Below are 12,165 nucleotides of genomic sequence, written 5' to 3' on the forward strand. Positions count from 1 at the left end.
CTTGTCATTCTTCTTTATCTACAGCTTTCTTCATACCAAACAAGTCTGGAAGTTCATCCAGTGTTGTCACATTTGAATGATTATAGATTTTTTTCAAAATCTCTTGGCTGTTATGTTTTCCATCGTTTAAATAATCGCCTTCCCAGGTGACAAACCAGCTCCAATTCGCACCATACGCTTTCATTAAGTCCGGGTCAGGAATGGAACCATTTTCGGTCATTGCAACAAGTTTTTTATTGCTGACTAGAGCGACGAGATTATCAAAATAATTAATGGCTGGAGAATGATCTCCAGGGGTTGGATAACTATCTACACTAACGATATCCACTACGTCATCTCCTGGATACCATTCGGGCAGGACCGAATTCCAGATCCATATGAGATTGTTTAATTCATGCTTATTGACCAGTCGATCGTATACGATTCGGTAAAGCTGCTTTGCCGGCTCAGGACCCTTTGCTCCCCACCAGAACCACCCGCCTTCTGCTTCATGAAGCGGTCTAAACAATATGGGTACATGGGCGTCCTTTAACCTTTGAAGCTGCACGGCAATCGTATCGATATCAGCTAGCAGCAGCTTGTACTCCTCCGATTCGGTGTCACTCAAAGCTTTCTCCAAATCAAAGGTTACCGAATCAGCATAAAAGCCCCGCCACCATTCTTTTCCCGGCTCGTCAATTATGCCGGTGGGAGCGTTCCAATGCCATAAGAAGGTTGTAATGCCGCCCTGCTTATGCCAGCCAATTGCTTTTTCCACTTCATACGAGATAGCTCCGTGCTCTGCTCTTGTTTTGGAATAATCGATTAAATCAAACCCGACCATCGCTGGTTCTTTACCGGTAACCTTTTCAATCCAAGAAACATTATCCAGTTCGGTTTGACCCGACAACATCGACTTGCCATAGTTTTTCACCAAATAATTCATTAGCTTTTTGGCTTCTGCAGAAGCATTCCCATTCACTAATTCACCAGAGACCTGATGTTTCGTTTCAGGCTTCGTCTTTTGCAGCTTAATATAGTCGATATCGTAATAACCCCAGCCTCGAGTCAGGCTAATCGTATTCGTGCCCTCTTGTAAAAGCAGCTTCCCTGCCTTGAGCTCCGAAAATTGATCATTGGGCTGTAAAACCAATTCGCCGTGGGGCTGATTATTCAATGAAATGCCAGCTACTTTATTGCCATTTGGCGCCCGGTAGCTGACCCATACATTGTATAATACTGCCTTTGGAGCAACAACCTCAAACGTTAACTGGTCCTGCTCATCCGTAAAATCAGTAACGAAGCCTGAGCCAGAGAAGCCCTCCCCTTCTTGAGAAACCATAGTACCTTGAAGCAGCCCGGACTCCGCTTCGTATTTCAAAAATGGTTCTTCCTTGTTTGAGCTTGGCAGCACAGCCAATGTAACGACTAAAGCGGCGCCTAGAAGCGCTAAGCAGACAGCCAGCGCACTAATGACAACTCGCCTGCTCCTTAGGGCGGTCACCTGATAATCCCCACTTTCGCGAGTCGGAAATTAGTGCCTGTGCATTCTGGTCGATTGCCATGAATGACTTCAAGCTCGAAGCGGTGACGGCCGCTCACCCAATCATCTCCGAAACAGTTTAAGCGATACCACCCATCATCCTGGACCCATGATGGCCTCTCCCGCTCCATCACTTGCCACTCCCCATCATCTATTCGGTATCGAAACTCAGCTGAGCTTCTCCCGAAGTCAAAGCCAAGAACGAGTCCTCTTCCCTCGAAGGAGAAGGACAACTCTGCTCCAATGGCCGATGTCTCGAGCACTTGATCGATCCACTCCAGATGAGGCCATCTCCTTATGGCCCAAGAACCTCTCGTATGAATGTGATGAAAAGATAAGTCGAATACATCATCCCAGCATTGTGTATCCAGCGGCTTTGGTATCAAGTATGAAACCTGATCAGCCTCCACCGCGTGATCCGCGTGCGATAATTCCTTCTGGAGATACGCAATTACACTTTGCCCATAGCTCAAGCTTCCTCTGCTTGTCGGATGAAGACCATCTGGCAGCCATTCTTCAAAGCGCAGCTTGCCTTTCTTGACTTCCTCAAATGTATACAATCCCATCCATACCGAGCTTAGCTCATAATGCTCTGCTATCCGCTCAAATTCATTAATCGTATCCGGTACCAAGCCCTGTGTAATGGCGTTGTACATATTTTGCGAATACGTGTATACGATGACGATATCGCGCTGGCCATCAGCGAGCAATTGCCTTATTAATCCTTCGCGCGAGCGATTGCGCTTCAAGGTTGGCTCGCCTTCATCATTAACTGCATATTCAATAAAAACCAAATCGCAATTCGTATCAATTAGATCACGTTTGGCGCGGAAAGCAGCTAAATCGCTGCCCGTTGCTCCGATCGCTGCATTTTCAACCGTGATACGCAGTTCCGGATATTGCTCCGTGAACCAGGCAATGACTGGCTCCGGCCAGTTATGACGCGGCCTTGCATCGGTGATCGAGCCTCCAATAAAACCCACCGTCAAACGTCCTTCTTGGATTCCGCGCCGCGTTCGATGCAGATTGCTTCGGTGATTCCAAATCGACAAAGTCATAAATGGCGTGCTCCTTGCACAAGTATTAGTCCTTGCGATGAATGTCATCCACCCGCTATTCTCGCAGCTGATAATTTTTCAAATCAGGCAGCTCATCCTTCGTTAACGAGAAAGGGTGATTATAAAATTTGATAAGCTGTTCCCTATCTGTAAATTTCTCGGCATACACACGGTGCCCATCCACAATATTGTAGACAAAATTGCCATACCACGTGCAATTCCATGCCCATAGTGCACGATCCTGAAGCATAAGATCAGGATCAGGAATCGGTCCATTTTCCGACAAAGCAATAATTTTGTTCATGCTTGTGTAAGCGAGTGCCTTCTCAAAACGATCAAGCTGCGACTCGTAATTTTGCTCAGGGGGATAAATATCTTCTCCAATAATATCGACGTACTCATCGCCCGGATACCAATCCGCATGCTGTCCATTCCATACCCAAATCAAATGGTTCAACTTATGCACGTTCGTCATTCGGTCATACATCAGCTTCCACAATTGCACGCAGGGCTCAGCCCCTTTGCTGCCCCACCAGAACCAGCCTCCTGAAGCCTCGTGCAGAGGTCTCCATAATACCGGTACCCCTGCATCCTGCAGCCGTTTCAGCTCGGAGGAAATCGCATCAATATCTCTGATCAGCAGCTTATAATCCTCTGACTCTTTATCATTCATCGCCTTCTGCACATCAAACGTCGTTGCTTTTGTATAGAAACCGCTGCCCCACGTTCGGTCAGGGGGCAAATCAATTAAATCCTTAGGCGCATTCCAGTGCCAGCAAAAAGTTACGATGCCGCCGCTTTGCCACCAATCAATCGCAATGTCTGTATCGGAGCATGTGGCCCCGCGCTCTGTGCGCGAGGGTGAATAATTCATGAAATCAAAGCCATAAACAGCTGGGTATTTCCCAGTCACTTCATGCAATATTTCAAGCTCAGGTGTTGATACTACACCGATTTGCTGACCGGTCAATATACGAGTTCCATAAATGTCGCATAAATAGGTCATCAGCCTTTTCGCCTGATCGTCTGCATTCGGGTTTATGAGCTTAGGCTCCACTATGAAACGGGATTGCTGCTTCACATTCAACATTTATGGTTTCTCTCCTTCTTTGACATTTCTTTTTGTATACCCTCACTTAACCTACTGCCTGCTAACCGATAATACCGCTCCGCTCCACACTTTCAACGAAATAACGCTGAACGACTAAGTACAAAATGATTAGCGGTATGATAGCAAGCAAAATACCCGTATCAATAATCATTGCCACATGGTTCGGATCAGCCTTAACATTACCGCCTCCGGCCGCTACCCCCAGCAAACCTGGAAGCAACGCATTCGCTTGGGCTGACAATGTCGAAATCTTAATCGGCATAAGTGCGGATTCACTCATGAACAGCGAAGTGAAAAAGGTATCATTATACTGCCAAACGAAACAGAACAGCACGACAGTAATGATTGGCGGAACGGCGTTCGGCAGCATGATTTTCAAAAATGTTTTCACTCCGCCAGCGCCATCAATCAATGCCGCTTCCTCTATCTCTTTAGGCATTCCTTTAAAAAACTGGCGGAAAATATAAATGAACAGTCCCGCTTTCAATCCGATTGCCGTCGCAGACGTTATAATAGAAGGCCAATACGTATTGAGCAAATTAACGCCTTCCTTACCCGTCACAAGATGAATGACTCCGAGTATGTCAAAGCTTCTAAAATGAAGATACATCGGAACCATCAACGTGCTTGTCGGAACTAGAATCGTTAATATGACCAGAGCGAACAGCACATTGCTGCCTGGGAAGTTAAAACGGGCGAAACCGTACCCAGCAAGCGCGCAAGAAGCTGTCGTTAGCAGCGTAGTCACAATAACAAAGACAAGCGTATTTCCTAGAAGAGGAAAGTAGTGTAAAATATCCATCGCCATTTTGATGTTGTCGAGCGTAAAGTGAACAGGCACCATATAAATTGTCGGATTGTAAATATCGACTTTGTCTTTAAAAGCGACAGAAAACTTCATAAGCAGCGGATAAATGATGATGTACGAGATGCCAATGACAAGCGCGTAACGAAAAATGGCGTACAACGTATCGATCGTCTTATTTTTCATTTTCTGCAGCCGATATTTATTGTCCTCGTTGCGAACAGCCTGTGAAGCCTCCATATGCAGCTTCCTCCTTTGTTAATTACTCAGTTGTAATGTACTCTTCTCGATAGCAGCACTCCGATAATGACCAAAACAACGCTTATAATCAACGTGTAAACCCAAGACATCGCTGCGCTGAGCCCAAAGTTTTGCGTGGTGAATGCCGTCGAGAAAATCATATCCGTAACCGCGCTGCCCGAGAATGAATCAATAATCGTATAGATGACATTGGTCAAAATGAGCGGGCTAACTAATGGAAATGTGATTTTCCAGAACGATTCATAGGCTGTAGCGCCTTCCATCTTAGCCACCTCATACATGGCACCTGGAACGGACTGCAAAGCAGCTAGAAAAATAAGAATTTGCACACCTGAGCTTGTAATAATCTCATAGATTCTAGTAATCGCCTGAACGATGTAGTCAACGAACGATAGCGGCAATCCTATTTCACTAAGTATCATGACCATTGACATAATATTATAGGTTGAAGAAGCTTCACCCATTTCACTTACGACCGATGAATCGCCTACGAGATTAATAAGACCCGCTGTTTCTGCAGCTGAAATCGCATTGGAAGCGAGTATGACCGGAAGGAAAAATATCGCTCTTGCGAGTATTCTGCCACGAAACTTCTGATTAAGCAGCGTAGCAGAGAAAAGGCTGAAAAATAATATCATCGGTACATTCAAAACCATTTCTGAAACGGATTGGGTCAAAATCCGATTAAAGGTAGCATCTACGAACAACGCTTCTTTAAAATTCGCCCAACCAACCGATTCCAATATAAATCCAGTCGGTTCCACCGTTAGCTTACTGAAGCTGAATTTAATAGATTGGATAAGCGGCGTCGCAAACATAAATATGAAGCCCAGCAGCCATGGGAAAATAAATGCTACGCCTAGAAGTGAGCGCTTGTGCCGCAGAGCTAGCTTATATCCATTCATTAACGCTCACCTCCTACCCAATAGTTTTGAGCTTCAACTTTGTTTCCGTTAATGCTGACTTGCTTATCTGTGTAATTGACAATAATCGATTTCCCATTGCTGTATTGCATCTCTACGACACCTTCTTGATGGAGAATATGCTTCACCATTTGAGCGTTTCTCACACCGGAGAGCACATCGTTTGCTTCCTTATACATCGACAGCGCTTGATCATACCAGTCTTTGTAATGGGTAGAGAACAGCTTGTCAAAATGAGTGAATTTCAGTTTAGACGATGGTTCATAGCTCCATGAAAAATGCGGCGCTGAGCCAAGCTCTACCGAACGAAGCAGCTGCTGCTGAATATCCTGCTCATCCTCTAAGTTAATCGCACCGCCAGCATAATCGACATATCCATGAATAACCATTTGATAAAATGGAACTTCCTCATCCGTTAGCACGAAGCCGCTGGATGACGTTGGCACATTTATAAGATGATCTGCGTATGGCCATACATAAGCATTTCCGCCCGTAAGCATCGTTTGATCGACGCGCTCATCCACCTTGCTCAGCTCATCCTCAACGATTTTTTTAGCCGTTTCGCGTTGAATGACTCTGCTCGTACGGAAGTCCGAGCTCAGTACGTTTCCAAGATCCCGCAGCGATATTCCCCGCATGCCAAGCGAATCATATTTCTTCATAAACGTATCAACGAAGTAGGGAAGCTTTGCCGGTGACAACAAATAATACGAGCCTAATAGCATATCCATTCGATTAAGCGCTCGGTTATAAGGATAAAGCTCTGCTTCCTCCCGTGTAACGAACCGCGATGCATCAGAGGATGGAACAAAACCTCCATCATCATGATAAATTTGCTGAAAGGCTACATCTGGGAACAACATCCCGCCGGATTGCTCCAGTTGATTCGCTAGCTTAATGAAGCTGGACTTGCTTCCGAGCTCACTGTCCACTTTCAGCTTTACTGGTGTCTGATGATTGACGCCGTTGCCGAACCAGCCTGTGTAACGCATGAGCAATCGATCAACCCCATCCGACTTCAGTTGTTCAGCCATTTGTGAGGCTTGCTCAAAGGATGTCATGGAAACGACGGAGCTGTACGGTACGCCAAGGAATGATTTCCGCTTGTCGACCGTTCCTAGAATATCCAAATAAAATGGAAGCCTATCATCATCTTTTAATGGCTGAAGCTTGTTTTCAGCTACAAGCCTGTTACGATAAAGCTCTGCCATTCCTGAATAGCTCGCCTTATCGCCAGAGAGAAAGCTGTACCTAATTTGAATATCGCCTTTATAAATCTCTTCACTCAACAGCTGGATTTCTTGAATCTTTGAGCCTGTGTAAAGCTCAAGCTCATCTTCTCCACGCAATGAGTAGCTGCTGTGAATATAATTGTAGGAATTTTTTTTACCGCTGATATCAGCAGCGATGCTGGCAACAGCATCACCTTCTTCAATCACCGCAAACCATGCTGCGCTCCCTGCCTTCATCCCAAATACCGGCATTCTAGCACTCTCGCTTACTTGACCGCGGCGGTAGCTGTTATCGTTCGGATCAAGGCCATATACTCTTTGTACGTATTGCTCTTCCTTTACCTTGCCGTTGTTAAGATGGATCAAGCTTCCGGTTCCATCCGGCACGAACATATATCCTTCGTTTTCCTTATCTGCAGCGCCAAAGAAATTAAGCATCTCGATGCTGCGAATTTGATAGCCTCCGCTTTCTTTGACCTGATTGACTGGAACGGATGCAACCAGCGAACCGCCATCAATGCGGTATTCCAAAGGAATAACGAAGTTTGGTTTGCTCGATTCGCCGCCGCCTGCAACGCCATTTTCCTCATTGTCGAAAGCAAGATCCTCATCGGAATAACCAGCCTTGACGAATGCCGCCGTCATTTTGCTCAATACAAGCGGCTTGGAAACCTGCGCATCTAGTCTCTCTAATACTTCCTTATTGTCCGCTTTGGGATAATAGCGCAATCCCACATATTTGGCCGTCGGCGCATCCAGCTTGGAGAGCACCTTCTCTTCCAATCGCACTTTGCTTATATACCTTGGCAAGGCATCCACGCCGATTGACGTATCGCCAATCGTATAGGTGATACGAATGCCGTTCTCAATGCTCTCAGCTGTAAATTGCTTATTTGCGATACTTTCCGTGAAGTTGGTGAATGTATCCAGCGTACCGATTGAATCCCGGAACAGTACCGTCAACTGAGAAGACAATATTTCCTTCTCGAAGCCCGATGCGATAGCATCCTCACTCCGATTGGGCGGATTGCTGTACCAGATTTGGCCTTGCCGTTTATCCCTCACAGCGACCTCTGTCGTTTCGGCGCTGTAGTATAACGATAATTCGGAATTGTCCGCTACAAGCTGCATGCCTGGCACACCTTTTGAAGAATCAGGCATTTCCTTAATTGCGGCTCCAGCTTCCAGCTCAGTTGTCATTTTCATATAAGCGGCTGCTTTAACGGCTTTAGCTCCACGACTGGTGAATAGCAATACGGAGCAGACCAAGATACAAATTGCTGCGGTACAGGCCAGCACCGCAACCAGCTTTTTACGATTTTTCACGGGTGCGGCCTCCTTTACGTACGGAAAATGATTTCACGATAAATATTGATAATAAAATCGATAATTTGCTGCATCATACTCAGCACTAGCGTCCCAAGGAATACGATAATGCCCATTACGATTACCGTCAGCAGCATCGTAATAATCGTTTTGAACGCCGAATATTGATGAACCGTCATCGTACCGACAAATAGAAGCGCTAGAAACCAAATGGTGGATATAGACATGACTAAATAATAAAAAGCCGTTTCTTCCTGTACCATAAACCGGCTCGCAATGGTCATGGGCACATAAAGAATGACCATAGGAACGAGCGCATAACCCGTCGCCATAACAATTTCCTTGAATTTGCCTTCGCCATCCATTAAGGTTGTAATCGCCCAATTGGATATACACCAAAGAAAGAAAGGAAATACAATCGTAACGAGCTGAGTCAGGCTGTTCAAATGACGTGGATCATTATAGTTCACCAGAAAACCTGCAAACTGATTTTGTAAAATAACAGAAACGATGACGAGCAGCAAAATAGCTAATGCGACCTTTACTTTTCCTTTCCCGTCATACTTCATATCCCAGAAGCCGTCAAAAGGATGAACGATTAAATGCAGCGGAAACTTGATGAAATCCTGCTTCATAGCGATCTGCCCTCCTTAGCGGTTTGCGATGCAAAGTCCGACATCATAAGCTTCCTCTTTTTCATTCGAGAGCTTACCAGCTTGAACGCAAGCCATGCAGCTGCTAGGACGATCAGCATTGTTAGAAAGGTTCCTGAATGTTCCTTCATTACTTCCCTGCGGTACCTTTTGTAAGCTACGGAATAACTATCGCGGTCCATGCCTAGCTTGAAATACTCAAGCGCTTCCCCGTTCTTCCGCTCCATCAGCAATGATTTGCCAATGCCTATATACGCAATATCGTAGTTGCTGTTTAACCGAAGCACTTCTTGCCAAATCGGTACCGCCAGCTTATCCTCACCGGTGTAATGCAGCTTCACCGCCTCGTTTACGCTGGCACCAAACTTCGTTGGCTCAAATACGACAATATTGCTTTTCCCACGATCAAGCACCAGTTGTTTTTCACCCAAATGCTCGACGGCGACCGGTATTTTAAACGTACCGAGCTGATTTCCCTTACCGCCATACACATAGAGCAAATCGCCTTCGTCATTGTAGGTAAATACTTTGCCTTGATTTCCGTCAAGCACGCTGTACATTCCGTTTTCGAGTACCTTTACATCAATTAGCTTGGAAGGGCCAACAGCGCGCCTGAACAAAATATCCCCTAGCACATCGAAGTAACCAAAGCGCTTCAGCACATCCTCACCTGATGGATTAAGTCTTTTTACTGGTTCCTTAGAGTCAGGATCGATGTTCGTTGCATAGACAAATCCTTTGGCATCGATATCGATATTCGAAAACTCGGTTGGAATAAACAGCACCATTTGCGCTTTCTGTGCTTTGGTTGAAAGCAAGCGCCAGATAACTTCCGTATAGTCCCGCTGCACTTTGTTTGTCCCTACATATCCGATAAACTGGCCTTTCTCATCAAACTGCATGATGCCTTCGTAGATGCCTTGCGCTACGACATAAACCCGTTTGGCTTTATCTACCGTTACCTTTAACGGAATAAATTTAAAATCACTTGCCAAAACATCAGATTTGGGCTGCTCGATTGTTCGAAGCAATTCACCGTCGCTCGATAACACGACAACTCGCCCGTTGTCCGTATCCGCAACATAAAGCTGCTCCTCCTCATCAACGAATAGTCCCGACGGATTTTTAAAACCGATCTTCTCCCCGTCCTTCTCGTACTCGCTAATGATGTTTTTCACTTTCCACTGATCATCTAAAATAACGACCCGGCCATTGCCGCTGTCCACAATGTAGATCAGCCCGCTTGCAGACACGACCATATCCTTTGGCTCTAAAAAGTCTCCGATGCCGATATCAGCTCCGGATATGGAGAGTTTGGGTACATAAGCCGCCGGTGCTGGAACTGCTTCTTCCCAATAGTTATAGTTGTAGCTCTCATATGGCGTCGACGCTGCAGCCGCCGGTGCCGGCGCTGCGGTAATAAACAATAGGGAAGCCGCCGCGATGACGAGAAACCATTTTTTCGCTGACAAGTGCATTCCCCCCCTTTTAATCTTTCATTCCTGAAGTCGCCATCGTTTCAATAATTCGACTTTGCGAGAAAACGAACAGCGTAATCGGAACGCTCATCAGAATGAGTGCTACTGCTGCCGCCGCTCCTGCGCGAGCAATACCGCCTGCCACAACTTGATTAGCTGCAAAATGCAGCGATTTAAGCTGTTCGCTGTAAATGAAGCCATTCCCATCGCTGCCCCAAAGAATTTGGAAAAGCAAAATAATTAGCGTCAGCCATGCCGGTTTTACATTGGGCATTACGATGGTCCAGAAAATACGATATTCGCTTGCTCCATCAATTTTTGCCGCCTCTAACAGCACATCAGGAATTTGCTCCATAAATTGCTTCATTAAATAGAGACCAAGCGAATAAGCAAAAGCAGGAATGATGACTGCCCAATACGTGTCGATCAAGCCTAACCATGACATGATCATATAGTTTGGAATAGCTGTTACGGCTGGCGTAAACATCAAGGATAAAACGACAATGCTGAACATGAAGCTTTTACCTGGAAACTTATGCTTGGCTAGCGGATAAGCAGCTGCCGACGCTAACAGTACATGTCCAATGATACCCATGCCGGTAATGAAAACCGTGTTGAAAATATACCTTGAAAAAGGAACCCATGAATTGCCTAACAATGCAAATAAATCGATAAAGTTGTTCATGGTCGGGTTTCGAACAAATAATGTCGGAGGAAACATAAATATTTCATCCAACGGTTTAAAGGCATTATTGATCGCATAGATTAGCGGCACGATCATGAACGCACCAAACGCCGTAAGCAAAACAAAAAGCGAGAAGCTGCCCCAGAACGATCGATTTACCCGTTTCCTCGGGATTCGAAAGGAGAAGTTCATGAACTTATTCACCTACCCTGCGAAGAAGTTTTTGAACGATGAGATTCGATCCCACCATAATCATGAATAACACTGAAGCAATGGCAGAAGCGTAACCCATCTCAAAACGGGTAGTACCGAAATCGATTAAGTGAGTAACTATCGTCTCAGCTGCATAGTTGACGCTTGGGAACCCTGCGAGTGCAATCGAAACATCAGCCACTGCAAATGCCGTCGTAATCTGAATGACTGCCCCGAACATCAGCTGCGGCCGCATCGAAGGCAATGTGATGTACCAAAGCTCCTGCCAGCGATTCTTCACGCCATCGACTGCGCCAGCCTCATATAATGTCCGGTCAACGGTTTGTAAACCTGCAATAAAAGCAAGGAAACCCGTTCCAAGACTAAGCCAAAGCTGAACAAGAATGATGATCGGCAAAATGTATTCCTCTTTTTTCAACCATTGAAGCGGCTCCAAGATGATGCCCAGCTTCAATAAAAAACCGTTGGCAATACCATAACGATCGCCGGAGAAAATCATCAGCCATATAAAATACACGTTTCCGGATATCGATGGCGCATAAAATACGAGTGTCATTATCGCTCTCAGCTTTGGAGACAGCTCATTAATAATCCATGCAAAAACAAAACACGCGATATAACTAATCGGTCCTGTTATTACAGCGAACAACAGCGTGTTCTTAACGGCAATGAGGAAAACATCATCATCTAGAAATAAGCGCGTATAGTTCTGCCAGCCAACAAACTTTGGAAACTCTAGCATATTGAAGTACGTAAAGCTAAGCACCACCGACACCAAAACCGGAAGTACTGTAAACACGGCGAACAAAACCATGTAAGGCGCCAGCAATATGTAGGAGTGTTTGTTTGCTTTCACTTCCCGCAGCTTCAGGTTCCACCAATTTTGCACGCTTGACCC

Annotated in this window: 10 protein-coding genes; all 10 read right to left on the minus strand. The window is 45.6% G+C overall.

Annotation, left to right across the window (positions count from 1 at the left end; genetic code table 11):
* Positions 1-4: 4 nt before the first annotated feature.
* The 10 genes from MHH56_RS21410 to MHH56_RS21455 all read right to left on the minus strand — a co-directional run bounded on the left by MHH56_RS21410 (position 5) and on the right by MHH56_RS21455 (position 12,156).
* A complete protein-coding gene (locus MHH56_RS21410; protein ID WP_339203701.1) occupies positions 5-1,483 on the minus strand; it encodes a glycosyl hydrolase in 1,479 nt (492 codons plus the stop codon).
* Positions 1,480-2,580 carry a GDSL-type esterase/lipase family protein gene (locus tag MHH56_RS21415; protein WP_339203702.1) on the minus strand — a complete coding sequence of 367 codons (1,101 nt, stop codon included), beginning with the start codon at positions 2,578-2,580 and terminating at the stop codon, positions 1,480-1,482. The genes MHH56_RS21410 and MHH56_RS21415 overlap by 4 nt, the downstream gene beginning before the upstream one ends.
* 55 nt (positions 2,581-2,635) lie before the next feature.
* Positions 2,636-3,670, minus strand: coding sequence for a glycosyl hydrolase (locus MHH56_RS21420; RefSeq protein WP_339203703.1), 1,035 nt, complete (start codon positions 3,668-3,670; stop codon positions 2,636-2,638).
* A gap of 61 nt (positions 3,671-3,731) precedes the next feature.
* Positions 3,732-4,736: a carbohydrate ABC transporter permease gene (locus MHH56_RS21425; RefSeq protein WP_076266693.1), complete on the minus strand. Its 1,005-nt coding sequence runs from the start codon at positions 4,734-4,736 to the stop codon at positions 3,732-3,734.
* A gap of 26 nt (positions 4,737-4,762) precedes the next feature.
* Complete coding sequence (locus tag MHH56_RS21430; RefSeq protein WP_339203705.1) at positions 4,763-5,662, minus strand: sugar ABC transporter permease; 900 nt, start codon at positions 5,660-5,662, stop codon at positions 4,763-4,765.
* The gene (locus MHH56_RS21435; protein ID WP_339203707.1) at positions 5,662-8,238 is read right to left on the minus strand and encodes a DUF5696 domain-containing protein; all 2,577 of its coding nucleotides are present in this window, start codon (positions 8,236-8,238) and stop codon (positions 5,662-5,664) included. Before MHH56_RS21435 ends, MHH56_RS21430 begins: the two co-directional genes overlap by 1 nt.
* Before the next feature lie 14 nt (positions 8,239-8,252).
* The gene (locus MHH56_RS21440; protein WP_339203708.1) at positions 8,253-8,873 is read right to left on the minus strand and encodes a Yip1 family protein; all 621 of its coding nucleotides are present in this window, start codon (positions 8,871-8,873) and stop codon (positions 8,253-8,255) included.
* Positions 8,870-10,369: an NHL repeat-containing protein gene (locus MHH56_RS21445; protein ID WP_339203709.1), complete on the minus strand. Its 1,500-nt coding sequence runs from the start codon at positions 10,367-10,369 to the stop codon at positions 8,870-8,872. The genes MHH56_RS21440 and MHH56_RS21445 overlap by 4 nt, the downstream gene beginning before the upstream one ends.
* A 10-nt stretch (positions 10,370-10,379) precedes the next feature.
* Positions 10,380-11,246, minus strand: coding sequence for a carbohydrate ABC transporter permease (locus tag MHH56_RS21450; RefSeq protein ID WP_076266688.1), 867 nt, complete (start codon positions 11,244-11,246; stop codon positions 10,380-10,382).
* 4 nt (positions 11,247-11,250) lie between these two features.
* Positions 11,251-12,156: a sugar ABC transporter permease gene (locus tag MHH56_RS21455; RefSeq protein ID WP_339203710.1), complete on the minus strand. Its 906-nt coding sequence runs from the start codon at positions 12,154-12,156 to the stop codon at positions 11,251-11,253.
* Positions 12,157-12,165: the final 9 nt, after the last annotated feature.

It is taken from the genome of Paenibacillus sp. FSL K6-3182, from assembly GCF_037976325.1.
Classification (GTDB): domain Bacteria; phylum Bacillota; class Bacilli; order Paenibacillales; family Paenibacillaceae; genus Pristimantibacillus.

Excerpts from the sequence above, each read along its gene's own strand:
- MHH56_RS21425 (WP_076266693.1), bottom strand. The coding sequence starts at position 4,736 with ATGGAGGCTTCACAGGCTGTTCGCAACGAGGACAATAAATATCGGCTG.
- MHH56_RS21415 (WP_339203702.1), bottom strand. The coding sequence starts at position 2,580 with ATGACTTTGTCGATTTGGAATCACCGAAGCAATCTGCATCGAACGCGG.
- MHH56_RS21420 (WP_339203703.1), bottom strand. The coding sequence starts at position 3,670 with ATGTTGAATGTGAAGCAGCAATCCCGTTTCATAGTGGAGCCTAAGCTC.
- MHH56_RS21445 (WP_339203709.1), bottom strand. The coding sequence starts at position 10,369 with ATGCACTTGTCAGCGAAAAAATGGTTTCTCGTCATCGCGGCGGCTTCC.
- MHH56_RS21430 (WP_339203705.1), bottom strand. The coding sequence starts at position 5,662 with ATGAATGGATATAAGCTAGCTCTGCGGCACAAGCGCTCACTTCTAGGC.
- MHH56_RS21440 (WP_339203708.1), bottom strand. The coding sequence starts at position 8,873 with ATGAAGCAGGATTTCATCAAGTTTCCGCTGCATTTAATCGTTCATCCT.
- MHH56_RS21450 (WP_076266688.1), bottom strand. The coding sequence starts at position 11,246 with ATGAACTTCTCCTTTCGAATCCCGAGGAAACGGGTAAATCGATCGTTC.